Origin of the sequence: Cellulomonas sp. KH9 (genome assembly GCF_900114185.1) — a bacterium.
Classification (GTDB): Bacteria; Actinomycetota; Actinomycetes; order Actinomycetales; family Cellulomonadaceae; genus Cellulomonas.
The window spans coordinates 499,130-514,782 of record NZ_FOSE01000001.1 but is presented as its reverse complement, the minus strand read 5'-3'; the positions used below and the strand labels follow the sequence as shown (position 1 = coordinate 514,782).

Here is a 15,653-nt window from a genome sequence, read left to right as displayed (position 1 = left end):
GCCCCCGGCGGCCCCGTCAGCCCGTGACCACCGCGCAGCGGTCCTCGCCGGGCTCGGCGGGGCCGCTGGCACGCGCGAGCAGGGCCCGCAGGGTGTCGCGCTCGACGGGGGTCAGCCCCTGCAGGACGTCGTCCTCGGCCGCGGCGATGCGGCCCTCGACGTCCGCGAGGACGTTCCTGCCGGCGTCGGTCGCGGCGATGCGCCGCACGCGGCGGTCCGCCGGGTCGGGGCAGCGCGCGACGAGGCCGGCGGCGCACAGGTCGTCGAGCAGGTAGGTCATGACGGTGCGGTCGATGCCCAGGTGGGCCGCGAGCGCGGCCTGGCTGGGCGGCTCCGCGGCGGTGACGACGACGCGCAGCAGGTGGTAGCCGCGCGGCCCGGCGGGGATCGGGCCGAGCGCCTCCCCGACGGCGTCGCGCCACCGGCCGAGCAGCGTGCCCAGCTGCCAGCCGAGGTCGTCGCCCGTGCGCGTCGTGGTGTCGGTCACGGCACCCAGCATACCCGTTGCCCCGCAGATCGTCGGTCGTGCATATGATCTACCCAGCACACGACCACGGAGGCGACGCCATGACCGACTACGGGCACGAGCTGCAGCTCGGCACGTTCATCACCCCGCAGAACGCCGACCCGCAGACCCCGGTCGACCTGGCCGTGCTCACCGAGCAGGCCGGCCTCGACCTCGTGACGTTCCAGGACCACCCGTACCAGCCCTCGTTCCTCGACACGTGGACCCTGCTGTCGTACGTCGCCGCGCGCACCGAGCGCGTCCACCTGTCCGGCAACGTGCTCAACGTGCCCATGCGCCCGCCGGCGGTCCTCGCGCGCGCCGCCGCGAGCCTCGACCTGCTGTCCGGCGGGCGCGTCGAGCTCGGCCTGGGCGCCGGGGCGTTCTGGGACGCGATCGAGGGCATGGGGTTCCCGCGGCTCACCCCCGGCCAGGCCGTCGACGCGCTCGACGAGGCCATCGACGTCATCCGCGCCCTGTGGGACACCGACGCGCGCGGTCCGCTGCGCGTCGGCGGCGAGCACCACCACCTCGCCGGCGCCAAGCGCGGACCGGCACCCGCGCACGACATCGGCATCTGGGTCGGTGCCTACAAGCCCCGCATGCTGCGCCTGGTCGGGCGCAAGGCCGACGGCTGGCTGCCCTCGCTGGGCTACCTGCAGCCGGGCGACCTGGCCCGCGGCAACGCGACCATCGACGAGGCCGCGACGGCCGCCGGCCGCGACCCGCGCGAGATCCGGCGCCTGGGCAACATCAGCGGACGGTTCTCCCCCACCCCCGGCGACGGCCTCGACGGCCCGCCCGAGCAGTGGGTCGACGCCCTGGTCCGGTACGCGCTCGAGGACGGCATCGGCACGTTCGTCCTCGCCTCCGACGACCCCGCGACCATCCGGACGTTCGCTGAGCAGGTCGCACCGGCCGTCCGCGACGTGGTCGCGGCCGAGCGCGCGTCGTCGGGCACGTCCACCGGTCCGGCACGCGCCGCCGCCGCACTGGCCAAGCGCGTCGACGGGATCGCGTACGACGCCGTGCCCGCCGAGGTGCCCGCCGTCGAGCCCGGGGACCGCGCGTACGCGCCCCTGCGCTCCACGTACATGCGTCGCGGCGCCCCGGGGCTCATCCTGCTCCCCCGCACCACGCAGCAGGTCGTCGACGCGCTCGGGTACGCCCGCGAGCAGCGCGGACCCCTGGGCGTGCGGTCCGGCGGCCACGGCATCTCCGGCCGGTCGACCAACGACGGCGGCGTCGTGCTCGACGTCGGCGCGCTGGACGAGGTGACGGTCGTCGACGAGCCGACGCGTCGGGTGCGGCTCGGCGCGGGTGCGACGTGGGGCAAGGTCGCCGCGACCCTGGCACCGCACGGCTGGGCGATCTCGTCCGGGGACTACGGCGGCGTCGGCGTGGGCGGGCTGGCGACGACCGGCGGGATCGGGCTGCTCGGCCGCTCCCAGGGCCTGACGATCGACCACGTCGTCGCCTACGAGGTGGTCACCGCGGACGGCACCGTGCGCGTCGTCGACGCCGACCACGAGCCCGAGCTGTTCTGGGGGCTGCGCGGCGCCGGCGGCAACCTGGGCGTCGTCACGTGGGTGGAGCTCGAGGCGCCCGAGGTGCCCGACGTCGTCCTCGCGACCATGACGTTCGACGCGTCGGACCCCGCGCGGCTGATCGAGCGCTGGGGGCGCACCGTCCAGGACGCGCCCCGGCAGCTCACCAGCTTCCTGCACCTGCAGGCCGGCAGCGGCGGACGCCAGCCGCTCGCCCAGGCCATGACGGTGTGGGCCGACGACGACACGACGTCCGCCGTCGCCGCCCTCGAGGAGCTGCTCGGCGCGGGGCCCGTGCTCGACCAGCGCGCGACGCTCACGCCCTACACGGGTGTCGTCGGGCCGGTGGCCAAGCACCACGACGGCGGGGCACCGCCCGTCACCCGGTCCGGGCTGCTGCCCGCCATGACGGACGTCGCCGCCGTCGACCTCGGGCGCCTGCTCGGCTCCGGCGAGGCGATGCTGGTGCAGCTGCGCGCCACCGGGGGCGCCGGCAACGACCTCGCCCCCGACGCGACCGCGTACGCCCACCGGCACCAGCAGTTCTCCGTCACCACCTTCGCGGGGCGCTCGTCCCGCACCGGGCTGGACGACGCGTGGGACCGCCTCGCGCACCCGCACATGGACGGGCTGTACCTGTCGTTCGAGACCGACCCGCGCCCCGAGCGGCTGCACGAGGCGTTCCCGCAGCTCACGCTCGACCGGCTGCGCGCGCTCAAGCGCACGTACGACCCGGACCACGTGTTCGACCAGAACTTCCCCATCGACCCGCGGGGCTGAGACACCGGGGGACGAACTCCACACATCGGGGGTCGAGCCGCGTTGTGAGGGGGCACGTACCGACGAGCCCCCACGGAGGACCGATGAACCCCAGCACCACGCCCCAGCCCCGCCGTCGCCGCATGGTCGCGATCGGCGTCATCGCCGCGACGCTGACCGTCGCCGGCTCCGGCGCCGCGATCGCCGCCAACCCGAACTCCGTCGCCGGGCAGGCCGTCGAGGAGGCGCTCGGCCTCGTCGGCGTCGACTGGTCGGGGATGCCCGAGGGCTACACCCGCGAGCAGTACGTCGCCTTCTGGGGCGCCGGCTACACGGTCGCGGACCTCGAGGAGCTCTCCGCGCTGTGGGGCACGGAGAGCACGGAGACGAAGGCCCGCGCGGGTCAGATGCTCCTCGACGGCGAGCAGGTGCCGGTCGACCCGACCGGCACCGTGCCCACCGCACCGGCGGAGGCCGAGTCGTCGGACGCCGCCGCGCCCGCCCCGGCCGACGTGCCCGTCCGCCCCGAGGGCGGCGACGTGCCGGCACCCGAGCAGCCGACGGTCGCGTACACCGACGCGCAGTACGACGCCTTCTGGGACGCCGGCTACACCTCCGAGGACGCCAAGGCGCTGGCCGCGCTCTGGGGCACGGAGATCATCGAGACGAAGGCACGCGCCGGCCAGGCGCTCCTCGACGGGCAGACTCTTCCCGTCGCACCCGGCAGCACCGTCACCGGCTCCTGACCCGACCGCCCGGCACCACCGACGAGAGGACCGACGTGGACGAGCTGTCGCTGCGCACGGGGTTCGAGATCGAGCTGCTGGCCCCCGCGGGCTCCGACCGGCAGGACCTGGCGACCGTCGTCGCCGAGCGCCACGGCGGCGCCGTGCACCGGTCCTTCCACACGGACAGCGAGCCGTCGGCGGTGCCGGGCGTGGGTGTCTTCCGCCACCTGTCACCGGCGTTCGACGTCGTCGACGCGCGAGGGGAGCCGGTGGCACGTCTGGTGGACGACATCACCATCGAGGCGGACCTCGCCCCGGTGCCCGGGTCGCACGCGCGGCCCGGGCACCGGGGGTGGTACCGGCTGCTCTCGGACGACGCGAGGCTGCTGCGGCTGATCGCCCGCCACGCGGACCCCGCCGCGCCGCTGGCCACCGTGCTCGACCCCGTCGCGGACCTGTTCGGCGTGCGGGCGGACGTCTTCCCCCGGGCGGCGCGCGTCAACGACGCGACCGGTGCGACGATCGCCGTCGCGCTGCCCCTGCCCACCGGGCGGGAGCGCCCGTGCGAGGTCGTCACGCCACCGCTCGTCACCGGCCACGCGCACGCCCTCGAGCGCCTGCTGTCCCCGGCCCGCGAGCTCGGCTTCACCGTCCCGCAGGAGGCCGCCGTGCATGTCCACGTCGACGGTGCGCCCTTCCGCCGCCCCGCGGCGTTCGCCAACCTGGTGCGGCTGTTCGCGCACTGGCGCGAGCCGCTGTGGGCGGCGCTCGCCACCAACCGGGCCTGCCGCCGCCTGGCCCCCCTGCCCGACGCCCTCGTCGCGCTGGTCGAGCGGCCGTGGGCGGACGACGACGCGGGTTGGGCGGCGCTGCGGGCCGAGGCGCACGCGATCGGCCTCACCAAGTACGCCGACGTGAACCTCACCCAGCTCGTCGCGGAGCGCCGCCTGCGCGACACCGTCGAGGTGCGCATCCTGCCCGGCAGGATCGACGGACGCGCGATCGTCCGCGACGCCGCGCTCGTCGAGCGCCTGCTGCTGCGCTGCCTCGACCCCGCGCCGCTGCCACGACCCGGGGCGCGGGCGCTGCACGACCCGCGCGCCGCGCTCGCCGACCTCACGGGGGTGGTCGCCCGATGACCACCTGGATGCGGTCCGCCGGGCCGGACAGCGCCGCCGTCCCCCTCGTCGGGCCCGCGCGCGTGCGCGCACGCAGGGCACCCGCGACGGTCCACGGCCCGCCGGACGACGCACCGGCCGGCGACGTGCGGGACGACGCGGCCCGCGCCCTCGACGACGTCGTCCGCGACCACCTGCCCGGCCTGCTGCGGTACGCCACGGTCCTCACGGGCGACGGCCACACGGCCGCCGACCTCGTGCAGGAGGTGCTGCTGCGCGCCCACGTGCGCTGGACCCGCATCTCGCTGATGGCCCGGCCCGACCTGTACCTGCGGCGCATGGTGACCAACGAGCACCTGTCGTGGCGCCGACGCTGGCACGTGCGGACCATCCACCCCGCCGCGGACGACGTGCTGGCCGCGCACGCCGACCCGTACGTCGACCACGCGGACGTCGCGCAGGACGACGCGATGTGGCAGCACCTCGCCTCGTTGCCGCCACGGCAGCGCACGGTCCTCGTGCTGCGCTACTACGAGGGCCTGACCGACCCGGAGATCGCGAGCGTCCTCGGCACGTCGGCCGCCACCGTCCGTTCCCATGCCTCCCGCGCCCTGGCCGCGCTGCGCCAGACCGACCTCACCACCCCACCGGAGCCACGATGAGCGAGCAGCACCGGGGCGACCCGCCCCCGTTCCCGGCCACCGACGACGAGCTGGCCGCACGGATCACCCGCACCCTGCACGCGCGGGCCGCCGCGCAGCAGCCGCGCCTCGACGACGCGGCCGCGCGCCTGCGCGCGGCCGCGCAGGCCGCGGAGCCGGCACCCGTGCGCGCGCTGCACCGCGGGGGCAAGATCCTCGCGGCCGGGCTGGTGACCGGCACGCTCGCGGTCGCCGGTGCCGGCGCGGCTGCCGCCGCCAACCCGTACTCGAACGTGGCGCGGGCCGTCGAGGGCGCGGCCCAGGCGGTGGGCATCGAGTGGTCGCCCATGCCGCCGGGGTACACCCGCGCGCAGTACGAGGCGTTCTGGGGCTCCTACGACGTCGACGACGCCGCGGTGCTCAGCGAGCTGTGGGGCACCGAGATGATCGAGACCAAGGCGCGCGCCGGTCAGCTGCTGCTGGACGGCGAGCCGCTGCCGGTCGAGCCGGGCGTCCACTCGCCGGGGGACGTGGCAGCCCACGAGCAGGAGGAGGCGCTCGACGCCTTCTGGGCGGCCGGGTACACGGGCGGGGACCTGCGTCTGCTCATGGCCCTGTGGGAGCAGGACGACGTGTCCGAGGCCAAGGTGCACGCCGGCCGGTTGCTCCTCAGCGGCAGCGAGCTCCCGGTCCGGCCGTCCGGGGAGGCGTCGTCGGCCACCCCTGCGGGCCGGCCCGACGCCACCTCGCTGCCGCCGGCGGTACCGGCACCGGCCCGGCCCGCCCGGCCGGGCGAGGAGCTCGGGCAGGGCGTGGACCGGTAGGCCGGGCGCGGTGCGTCAGACGATCGCGAACCGCCGGGCCGCCAGCACCTCGGCGATCTGCACGGCGTTGAGCGCCGCACCCTTGCGCAGGTTGTCGTTGCTGATGAACAGCGCGAGGCCCCGCCCGTCGGGCGCGCCCTCGTCCTGCCGGATGCGGCCGACGAACGACGGGTCCTGCCCGGCGGCGACCAGCGGCGTCGGGACGTCCGCGAGCTGCACCCCCGGGGCCGTCGACAGCAGCTCGGTCGCCCGCTCCACGGAGATGGACCGCTCGAACTCCGCGTTGACGCTCAGCGAGTGGCCCGTGAACACCGGCACCCGCACGCACGTGCCGGACACCAGCAGGTCCGGGACGTCGAGGATCTTGCGCGACTCGTGCCGCAGCTTCTGCTCCTCGTCGGTCTCGTGCAGACCGTCGTCGACGATCGACCCCGCGAGCGGGATCACGTCGAACGCGATCGGCGCGACGTACTTCTCCGGCGACGGGAACGCGACGGCGCCGCCGTCGTGCACCAGCGCGAGCGTGTCCTGCTCGACGGCCGCGCGGACCTGCGAGTCGAGCTCGCGCGCACCGGCCAGCCCGGACCCGGACACCGCCTGGTACGTCGAGACGACGAGACGACGCAGGCCGGCCTCGTCGTGCAGCACCTTCAGCACGGGCATCGCGGCCATGGTCGTGCAGTTGGGGTTGGCGACGATGCCGATCTCGATGTGGTCCAGCGCCTGCGGGTTCACCTCGGACACCACGAGCGGCACGCGCGGGTCCCGGCGCCAGGCCGAGGAGTTGTCGACGACGATCGCGCCGGCGGCGGCGAACCGCGGCGCGTGCTCCTTGGACGTCGACCCGCCGGCGGAGAACAGCGCGATGTCGATGCCGGACAGGTCGGCCGTCGCGACGTCCTCGACGACGACGTCCTCGCCGCGCCACGGCAGGGTCGTGCCCGCCGAGCGCGCCGACGCGAAGTAGCGGATGGACGCGACCGGGAAGTCCCGCTCATCGAGCAGGCGGCGCATGACGGCACCGACCTGTCCGGTCGCCCCGACGACCGCGACCCTCAGACCCTGCGTCATGTCAGCGCCCCGTCCCGCCGTACACGACGGCCTCGGTGTCCTCGGCGTCCAGGTCGAACGCCGTGTGCACGGCCCGCACCGCGTCGTCGAGCGAGTCGGCGCGGGTGACCACGGAGATGCGGATCTCCGAGGTCGAGATCATCTCGATGTTGATGCCGGCCTGGGACAGCGCCGCGAACAGCTTCGCGGACACCCCCGGGTGCGACTTCATGCCCGCGCCGATGAGCGAGAGCTTGCCGATCGTGTCGTCGTACTGCAGCGAGTGGAAGCCGATGGACGGCTGGTCGGCCGTGAGGGCCGACGTGGCGCGCGCACCGTCCGACGCGGGCAGCGTGAACGAGATGTCCGTCAGGCCGGTGGCGGCCGCGGACACGTTCTGCACGATCATGTCGATGTTGACGCCGGAACCGGCGACGATCTCGAAGATGCGTGCGGCCTTGCCCGGCACGTCGGGGACGCCGACGACCGTGATCTTGGCCTCGCTGCGGTCGTGCGCGACGCCGGCGATGATCGGCTGCTCCATGCTGGGGTCCTCCTGGTTCGTCACGAGCGTGCCGGTGTGCGTCGAGAACGACGAGCGCACGTGCACGGGCACGTCGTACCGGCGGGCGTACTCGACGCAGCGCGGCATGAGCACCTTGGCGCCGCTCGCCGCCATCTCGAGCATCTCGTCGTAGCCGACGCGCTCCAGCTTGCGGGCCGTCGGCACGATGCGGGGGTCGGCGGTGAACACGCCGTCGACGTCGGTGTAGATCTCGCAGACGTCGGCCTTGAGCGACGCGGCCAGCGCGACGGCCGTGGTGTCCGAGCCACCGCGGCCGAGCGTCGTCACGTCGTTCGTCGAGGGGTTGACACCCTGGAAGCCGGCGACGATCGCGACCTCGCCGCGCGCGATGGTGTCCTTGATGCGGCTCGGGGACACGTCGATGATGTGCGCCTTGCCGTACACCTCGTCGGTGATGACGCCGGCCTGCTGACCGGTGAACGACTTCGCCTCGACGCCGAGGTTGCTGATCGCCATCGCCAGCAGCGACATCGAGATGCGCTCGCCGGCGGTCAGCAGGATGTCCATCTCCCGCACCGGGGGCAGCGGGGTGACCTCCTGCGCGAGCTCGATGAGCTCGTCGGTGGTGTCCCCCATGGCCGAGACGACGACGACGACGTCGTGCCCGGCCTTCTTCGTCTCGACGACCCGCTTCGCGACGCGCTTGATGCTGGCGGCGTCGGCGACGGACGAGCCGCCGAACTTTTGGACGATCAGGGACACGGGATCGGACGCTTCCGGACGGGCGGTCAGGGACCCCGCGAGTGTAGGCCCGGCCCAGGATGCGGACGCCCGCGATTTCGCATGGCGGACGCGAGGGTCCGGCGCTGGTGAAGCGATTGGGGACCTGGCGGCGACCAGCGGCCGGGGCGCACGCTCACGGGGACGAGCGCGACGCCGTCCCAGGACGCGCCGCACCACGCGCCACGCAGGGGAGAACCATGACCACCACCCGCCCGATCGCGCGTGCCCGCGCGCTCCTCGCCGCGCTCGCGGCGGTCGCCGTGACGGCCGTCGGCCTCGCCGGTGCCGTCGGCGCCCAGGCCGTCGACACCTGCCGCGTCGAGTGGGCCACCAACGCGTGGCCCGGCGGCTTCGTCACCGAGGCACGCCTGACCACCGGTCCGGCGCGGTCCGGCTGGACGCTCACGTTCGACCTCGCCCCCGGGGCGCGGGTCGGCAACGCGTGGAGCGCGACGGCCACCCAGTCCGGCGCGACGGTCACGGTGACCAACGCGCCGTGGAACGGCGCGCTGGCGGCGGGCGCGACCGTGTCCTTCGGGTTCCAGGGGACGTCGACGTCGACGCCCACCCCGCCGGCCGACGTGCGGCTCGACGGCGTGCCGTGCGACGGCCAGGGCGGGTCCACCGGGACCCCGACCCCGACACCCACCCCGTCGGCCACGCCGACGGTGACGGCCACGCCGACGCCGTCGGTCACGCCGACGCCGTCGGTCACGCCCACGCCGACGGTCACGCCCACGCCCACCGTCACACCCACGCCCACCCCGGTGCCCGGCACCTGCTCCGGCGCGTTCTGCGACGGCTTCGAGCAGCAGACGGGCACCACGCCCGCCGCGCCCTGGACCGTCGTGCACCCGGACTGCTCGGGCACCGGGACCGCGAGCATCGACTCTGCGGTGGCGCGCACCGGGACGCGCTCGCTGCGCGTGAACGGCGCGGTCGGCTACTGCAACCACGTGTTCGTCCGCGCGGACGGGGCGGTCGCGGGCACGGCCGGTCAGCCCACGTACCTGCGGTTCTGGGTGCGTCACACCACGCCGCTGCCGACGTCGCACGTGACGTTCATGGCCCTGCAGGACGCCGCCGACGGGGGCAAGGACCTGCGCATGGGCGGCCAGAACGGCGCCCTGCAGTGGAACCGCGCGTCCGACGACGCCACCCTGCCCGAGCAGAGCCCGGCGGGCGTCGCGCTGAGCCGGCCGCTGCCGACCGGGCAGTGGGCGTGCGTCGAGGCCCTGGTCGACCCGGCCGGCCGCCTGACGACCTGGCTCGACGGGACCCAGGTGACCGGCCTGGTCGCCGACGGCACCCCGACGCACGACGTCGACGGCCAGTGGCTCGCCAAGGCGTGGACCCCGCGCCTGGTGGACCTCCGGCTCGGCTGGGAGAGCTACGGCGACGGCGCGGACACGCTCTGGTACGACGACGTGGTCGTCGGGACGTCCCGCACGGGCTGCTGACCCCGCGGCCGCCCGGCGCCCCCTCCCCACCACGGGGAGAGTGCGCCGGGCACCGGTCGGTGGATCGCCCGCTCGACCGGCGGGACGGGAGGACGGAGCCGGGCGTCAGGCGGAGCGGGTCCGCAGGCGCAGGCCGAGGAGGTACATCTCGCACCCGAGGCACAGGCCGAACGCCGCGTTGAGGAACGCCGCCGCGAGGGCGACTGCCGCGGCGGCCGGCACGGCCCACGCGAGACCGAGCAGGCCGAGCACGACGCCGAGACCCGTGATCACGAGGCCCACGACCTGGGCGAACCGCGGGGGCCGCGGGTCCTCGAGGTCGGTCGGCGGAGCGAGGCGCGGACGGACGACGCGCCCGAACACCCACGCCTGCCACGTGCCCGGCACGCCGCGCACGGCGCCGAGCGCGAAGCCCGCGGCGACGACGGCGAGCACGGCCGTGGCGGGCGCGCCGCCGCCGAGCAGCAGGACGACGACGAGCAGGACGGCGTTGATGCCGGCGCCGACGCGCGGACCGCGCGGGTCGATGCCGCCGGCGGGGGGACCTGGTGGACGCAGTGCGGTCACGGGAGTGCTCCTTGCTGGGGACGGGGCTGGAGGCAGGGCGTCGGGGCGGGCGCAGGACCCCGGGAGACCCGGCCGGACGGCGCGTCGCGGTCCGGCACGGGAGGCGGACGTCCCGACGGGCCGACGGGACCGGGGCGTGGGCCGATGCCGCCGGGACGGGACCGGCCGGTGACGACGACGCCGCCCAGGGCGCGCGGTGCGTCAGGCTGCGGCGGCGCCCGGACAGGACTCGGGCGCCGGACAGGACTCCAGTGCGGCGAGCGCCTGGCGCCGGTCCGTGGCGCCGGACATGCGGCCGACGATGCGGCCCCGGGGCCCGAGGACGAGGGTCGTGGGGGTGCGCATGACACCCAGCCGGCGGACGAGGTCCAGGTGCTCCGCGACGTCGAGCTCGACGTGCACGACACCGGGCTCGTCGGCCGCGACGCCCGCGAGCGCGACCCGGGTGCTGCGGCAGGCGGCGCACACCTCGGACGAGAGCTGGACGAACGTCGCCCGGTCACCCAGGGGCGCTCCGACGTCGGCGGCGCCCAGGACGTCGACGGCCGGCGTGCCGGGGCCGCCGACCGCCGGCCCGGCCGGGTCCGCGGGTCGTGCGACGTCCGCCGGCCGGAAGCGGCCGTTGCGGGCACGCCACGCGGCCCCCAGGACGGACGCGAGGGCGAGGACGGCGACGACGAGCGCGACGTCTGCCATACCGACCTCCTCCCGCGGGTGCGAGGCGCCAGGGTAACCCCGCGTCAGCGTCGCGGGACGGGCCGTCCACGGGTGACCCGGCTGCCCGTGGGCCGGCTACCCGTCAGGGCACCCCGTCCCTCCGGGGGCCCAGGGCCGTTCGGGTGCGGTCCACCCGCAGGGGGACCCCGCCGCCCCGGGTGGGCTCCTAGCGTGGCGTCATGGCAGCCGACGCACCGCCCCCGCCACCCGACGTCCCCGGCCCCGCTGCTCCCGGGCCCTCGGCGCAGGCCGTCGCGACCCCCGCCCCCGGCATCGAGGTGGTCGGCCTGCGCCGCGCCTTCGGCGCCGTGCGGGCGCTGGACGGCGCCGACCTCGTCGCGCGGGCCGGGGCGGTCACCGCCCTCGTCGGCCCCAACGGCTCCGGCAAGACGACGCTCCTGCTCGTGCTGGCCGGGCTCCTCGTGCCCGACTCCGGCCAGGTGCGGGTCGCGGGCCACGACCCCGTGACGGACAGCGCCGCCGCCCGCGCGCGCACCGGGTGGATGCCGGACGCGTTCGGCACCTGGGACTCCCTGACGGCGCGGGAGGTCCTCACCACCTTCGCCGACGCGTACCGCGTGGACCGCACCCGCACCGCGGCGCGCGTCGACGAGCTGCTGGCGACCGTGCACCTGTCCGAGTACGCCGACCAGCCGGCCGCGGTGCTCTCGCGGGGCCAGAAGCAGCGCCTCGGCCTGGCACGGGCGCTGGTCCACGACCCGCAGGTGCTGCTGCTCGACGAGCCGGCCAGCGGGCTGGACCCGCGCTCCCGCGTGGACCTGCGGATCCTGCTGCGGCGGCTGGCCGACGAGGGGCGCACCGTCCTCGTGTCCTCGCACGTGCTGTCCGAGCTGGACGAGATGGCCGACGACGCGGTGTTCCTCTCGCGCGGCCGCACGGTCGCCGGGATGTCCGAGGCCGACGCGACGGCGGGCCGGCGCACCTGGCACGTGCGTGCGCTGTCGCTGCGCACGCTGACGGACTGGCTCGACGCGTCCGGCGTCGGGTACCGGCCGGACGGTGCCGGGCGCCCCACCGACCCCGACGCCGCCGGCGGTGTGCTCGTCGACGTCGACGGCGAGACCGGTGCGGCCGCGCTGCTGCGCGACGCGGTCACGGCCGGTGTCCCCCTCGTGTCGTCGGCACCCGCCGCCGGTGCGCTCGAGCAGGCGTACCTCGCACTGGAGGAGGAGCGGCGATGACCGCCACGACGACCACCCCGACACCCGCACCGGCCACGCCCGCGGTCGACACCTGGACCCTGACGTGGCACGGCGTGCGCACCGTCGCCGCCCTCGAGCTGCGCCAGCGGGTCCGCTCGTCGCGGTGGAAGGCCGCGCTCGTCGTGTGGGCCGTCGTCGTGGGGGCGATCACGCTCCTCGCGGGCGGCGTCCTGGCCCTCTTCAGCGCGGACACGGCGCGTCCCGACGACGGCGGAGCCCTGCTGTTCGCCGTCGTGGCCGCGCTCGTCCTGGGGCTGGGCCTGCTGGTCACGCCGACCCTCACGTCGACGGCCGTCAACGGCGACCGGGCGGCGGGGACCCTCGCGACGTTGCAGGTCACCCTGCTGTCACCCGCGGAGATCGCCACCGGCAAGCTGCTGGCCGCCTGGGCGAGCGCCTGCGCCTTCCTCGTGGTGAGCCTGCCGTTCTTCCTCGTCGCGCTCGCCATGGGCGGCGTCCCGGTCACGACGCTGCCGCGTGTCGTGGTGCTGACGGCCCTGCTGCTGGCGGCGGTCTGCGGGATGGGCCTGGGGTGGTCGACGCTCGCGGCGCGGCCCGCCGGCTCCACGGTGCTGACGTTCGTGACGGTCGCGGCGCTCACGGTGTTCACACCGATCTTCTTCGGCCTGACCTACCCGTTCCTCAGCACCACGCAGGAGGTCCAGGTGTACGGCGTGAGCGACGACTACTGGGCGCAGCAGGACGAGGGCATCGGGTCGAGCACGGCGGAGCCGACGTGCGAGCTGAGCGTGCAGGAGCGCGCCGTCGCCCGGACCGAGTGGACGTGGTGGCTGCTGGCGATCAACCCGTTCGGCGTCGTCGCCGACGGCGCCGTGCCCCCCGCCGCGCTCGAGGGCTCCGCCAACCCCGTGCAGACGCTGCGCGACCTGCGCCTGGGCACGCCGGAGGTCCAGGACGAGTGCTGGGTCGAGGAGGACACGTCGCACGCCGTGCCCCCCGGGGCCCACGGTGGCCCGGTGTGGCCGTTCGGCCTCGCGGTGAACCTCCTGCTGGGTGCGGCCGGGTTCGTCACGGCCGTCCGCCGCCTGCGGATCCCCCAGCGCACCCTGGCACGCGGTACCCGCGTCGCCTGACGCACCCCGACGCCGCCCGTCGGCCGCAGACGCTCCCGCCCCCGGTCGTCCCCTCCGGTCGGCGGACCGGGCGGCGGCCGGCGGGCGGACCAGCGCGCGGTGCGCGTCGGACCGGGCGCGACCCGACCCTCGCCGTCGGGCGGCGGGGCTCAGGGCTCAGGGCTCAGGGCTCAGGGCTCAGGGCTGGAGCGCGTCGTACTCCGCCTCGGTGGCGACGTCGTCCGCCACGTCCAGCCGCACGTGCGCCAGGATCGTCTGGATCGCGCGCAGCGTGGACGCCGCCCGCTCGCCCCAGTCCGACAGGTAGCTGAACTGCCACCACCACAGCGCCTCGAGCACGTGCCCGCGCTCGTGGTGCGCCAGCCCCTGGGTGACGGCGCCGACGATCGCGACCAGGTCGCCGGAGATGGTCGACTCCTCGACCTCCGGGCCCAGCAGCGGGTCGACGACCTCGACGTACTCGTCGATGCCGTCGAACAGGTTGGCCAGGTTGACCCGCAGCGGCTCCAGGTCGGCGTCGGGGCCGACGTCGGGCTCGAACCGCGACGGCGGCACGACGTCCGTCGTCGCGCCCAGGCGCGCGCCCGCGGCCAGCAGGTCCGACAGGGCGAGCAGCAGCAGCGGCAGCGACGCCTCGGGTGCCGACCCGGCCGCCACCTCGGTGACCGTCGTGAGGAACCCGCGGGCCTCGGACGCGACGCTGTCCGCGATGTCCCGCAGGTCCGCGTCCGCCACGGGACGCTCGTCGTCGGTGCTCATCGGTTCCCCCTCCTCGTCGTCGTCATGCGCTGATCCGCCGGCGGCCCTCGAACGCCCGCCCCAGCGTCACCTCGTCGGCGTACTCCAGGTCCCCGCCGACGGGCAGGCCGGAGGCGAGCCGGCTGACGGTCAGCCCCATCGGGACCAGCAGCCGCGCCAGGTACGTGGCGGTCGCCTCGCCCTCGACGTTCGGGTCCGTGGCGAGGATGACCTCGGTGACCGTGCCGTCGGCCAGCCGCGACATGAGCTGCGCGATCCGCAGGTCGTCGGGTCCGACGCCCGCGATCGGGTTGATGGCGCCACCGAGCACGTGGTACTTGCCGCGGAACTCCCGCGTCCGCTCGATCGCGACCACGTCCTTGGCCTCCTCGACCACGCAGATCGTCGTCGGCAGCCGGCGGGGGTCACGGCAGATGCGGCACTGCGGCTCCTGCGCGACGTTGCCGCAGACCTCGCAGAACTGCACGCGGGCCTTGACCTCGGTCAGCGCGTCCGCCAGGCGCCGGACGTCCGACGGGTCCGCGGCCAGGATGTGGAACGCGATGCGCTGGGCGCTCTTGGGGCCGACCCCGGGCAACCGCCCGAGCTCGTCGACCAGGTCCTGGATCGCACCCTCGTACACCCTGCCAGCGTAGCCGCGTCGCGGGGGCGCTCCGTCCGTCAGGGGCGGGCGTCAGGGGCGGGCGTCAGGGGCGGGCGTCGAGCCGGACCACACCGACGGGCCCGTAGCCGAGGTCGGCACCCGTGCTGTCGACCTGCGGGGTGCCGTCCTCCCAGGCCACCCGCACGCCGTCGGCCGCGACGTCGACCTGGTCGACGTCGGCGACGACCACGCGCGCGCCGTCCCCCCGCACGACGAGCCGGTCGACCTGGGCCGCGAGCACGTGCGCACCCGTACCCTCGACGCGCAGCGTGCCGCAGGGGCCGACGACCTCCACCGCCGCGGACGTCGCGAGCACCAGGTCGGCCCCGGCGCAGACCAGCGTCTCGGTGACGCCCTCCTGCAGCCACGCACGGTCGAGGACCCGCGGCAGCCCGGCCCCGGTCGTCGTGGCATCGGCCGGGGCGCCCTCGGTGTCGGCACCGGCGCGCGTCACCGGCCCCGCGTGCGCAGCCGCACCGGGGGGCGTCGCCGGTTCGCGGGGCCGCTCGACGACCCGGCCGGTGCCGTCGGGCAGGCGCACCGCCGCCTCGGCGTCCGGTCGTGCCGTCGCCCCCTCGACGGTGAGCGTGAGCTCCACGGTCTGCTCGACGGGCGTCGTGCACCCGACCAGGAGCGCACCCGCCCCGACGAGGACGACGCCCCGCGCGACGCGGCGCGCGCTCGCGCCCCCCGCCGCACGCCCCACGGG

The 15,653-nt window shown here is 75.9% G+C and carries 16 protein-coding genes; 8 read left to right on the top strand and 8 right to left on the bottom strand.

The window, feature by feature from the left end; translation table 11 throughout:
- Positions 1 to 16 precede the first annotated feature (16 nt).
- On the bottom strand, positions 17 to 487 hold the full coding sequence (locus BMZ16_RS02350; RefSeq protein ID WP_255366306.1) for a MarR family winged helix-turn-helix transcriptional regulator: 471 nt from the start codon (positions 485 to 487) through the stop codon (positions 17 to 19).
- Positions 488 to 567: 80 nt separating this feature from the next.
- On the opposite strand from BMZ16_RS02350, the gene BMZ16_RS02345 reads away from it, so the two are divergent.
- The 5 genes from BMZ16_RS02345 (at position 568) to BMZ16_RS02325 (ending at position 6,122) form a co-directional block, all read left to right on the top strand.
- Positions 568 to 2,832, top strand: a complete 2,265-nt coding sequence (locus BMZ16_RS02345; protein WP_089797986.1) for an LLM class flavin-dependent oxidoreductase — start codon at positions 568 to 570, stop codon at positions 2,830 to 2,832.
- 83 nt (positions 2,833 to 2,915) lie between these two features.
- Positions 2,916 to 3,557: a hypothetical protein gene (locus BMZ16_RS02340; RefSeq protein WP_143082729.1), complete on the top strand. Its 642-nt coding sequence runs from the start codon at positions 2,916 to 2,918 to the stop codon at positions 3,555 to 3,557.
- Positions 3,558 to 3,592: 35 nt separating this feature from the next.
- Positions 3,593 to 4,678, top strand: a complete 1,086-nt coding sequence (locus BMZ16_RS02335) for an amidoligase family protein (protein ID WP_089797984.1) — start codon at positions 3,593 to 3,595, stop codon at positions 4,676 to 4,678.
- A complete protein-coding gene (locus BMZ16_RS02330) occupies positions 4,675 to 5,319 on the top strand; it encodes an RNA polymerase sigma factor (protein ID WP_089797983.1) in 645 nt (214 codons plus the stop codon). Before BMZ16_RS02335 ends, BMZ16_RS02330 begins: the two co-directional genes overlap by 4 nt.
- Positions 5,316 to 6,122, top strand: a complete 807-nt coding sequence (locus BMZ16_RS02325; RefSeq protein ID WP_143082728.1) for a hypothetical protein — start codon at positions 5,316 to 5,318, stop codon at positions 6,120 to 6,122. The genes BMZ16_RS02330 and BMZ16_RS02325 overlap by 4 nt, the downstream gene beginning before the upstream one ends.
- A 15-nt stretch (positions 6,123 to 6,137) precedes the next feature.
- On the opposite strand, the gene BMZ16_RS02320 is transcribed toward BMZ16_RS02325, so the two are convergent.
- Complete coding sequence (locus tag BMZ16_RS02320; RefSeq protein WP_089797981.1) at positions 6,138 to 7,193, bottom strand: aspartate-semialdehyde dehydrogenase; 1,056 nt, start codon at positions 7,191 to 7,193, stop codon at positions 6,138 to 6,140.
- Position 7,194: 1 nt separating this feature from the next.
- Positions 7,195 to 8,460, bottom strand: coding sequence for an aspartate kinase (locus tag BMZ16_RS02315; RefSeq protein ID WP_089797980.1), 1,266 nt, complete (start codon positions 8,458 to 8,460; stop codon positions 7,195 to 7,197).
- Between the two features lie 218 nt (positions 8,461 to 8,678).
- Between BMZ16_RS02315 and BMZ16_RS02310 the strand changes: the two genes are divergently transcribed.
- Entirely contained in the window at positions 8,679 to 9,941 is a 1,263-nt protein-coding gene (locus BMZ16_RS02310) for a cellulose binding domain-containing protein (protein ID WP_089797979.1), read from the top strand.
- Between the two features lie 105 nt (positions 9,942 to 10,046).
- Here the strand turns inward: BMZ16_RS02310 and BMZ16_RS02305 are convergent, their stop codons facing one another.
- Entirely contained in the window at positions 10,047 to 10,508 is a 462-nt protein-coding gene (locus BMZ16_RS02305; protein ID WP_089797978.1) for a DUF4395 family protein, read from the bottom strand.
- 201 nt (positions 10,509 to 10,709) lie between these two features.
- Positions 10,710 to 11,204 carry a TlpA family protein disulfide reductase gene (locus BMZ16_RS02300; protein WP_089797977.1) on the bottom strand — a complete coding sequence of 165 codons (495 nt, stop codon included), beginning with the start codon at positions 11,202 to 11,204 and terminating at the stop codon, positions 10,710 to 10,712.
- A gap of 200 nt (positions 11,205 to 11,404) precedes the next feature.
- On the opposite strand from BMZ16_RS02300, the gene BMZ16_RS02295 reads away from it, so the two are divergent.
- Both BMZ16_RS02295 and BMZ16_RS02290 read left to right on the top strand, forming a co-directional pair.
- A complete protein-coding gene (locus BMZ16_RS02295) occupies positions 11,405 to 12,427 on the top strand; it encodes an ABC transporter ATP-binding protein (protein WP_089797976.1) in 1,023 nt (340 codons plus the stop codon).
- Positions 12,424 to 13,542, top strand: a complete 1,119-nt coding sequence (locus BMZ16_RS02290; RefSeq protein ID WP_089797975.1) for an ABC transporter permease — start codon at positions 12,424 to 12,426, stop codon at positions 13,540 to 13,542. The genes BMZ16_RS02295 and BMZ16_RS02290 overlap by 4 nt, the downstream gene beginning before the upstream one ends.
- Positions 13,543 to 13,719: 177 nt before the next feature.
- Here BMZ16_RS02290 and BMZ16_RS02285 read toward each other — a convergent pair whose 3' ends face one another.
- The 3 genes from BMZ16_RS02285 to BMZ16_RS02275 form a co-directional block, all read right to left on the bottom strand.
- Positions 13,720 to 14,301: a DUF5063 domain-containing protein gene (locus tag BMZ16_RS02285; protein ID WP_089797974.1), complete on the bottom strand. Its 582-nt coding sequence runs from the start codon at positions 14,299 to 14,301 to the stop codon at positions 13,720 to 13,722.
- 22 nt (positions 14,302 to 14,323) lie between these two features.
- Positions 14,324 to 14,923, bottom strand: a complete 600-nt coding sequence (recR, locus tag BMZ16_RS02280; RefSeq protein ID WP_089797973.1) for a recombination mediator RecR — start codon at positions 14,921 to 14,923, stop codon at positions 14,324 to 14,326.
- A gap of 64 nt (positions 14,924 to 14,987) precedes the next feature.
- Positions 14,988 to 15,650, bottom strand: coding sequence for a DUF3060 domain-containing protein (locus BMZ16_RS02275; protein WP_089797972.1), 663 nt, complete (start codon positions 15,648 to 15,650; stop codon positions 14,988 to 14,990).
- Between the last annotated feature and the right edge of the window lie 3 nt (positions 15,651 to 15,653).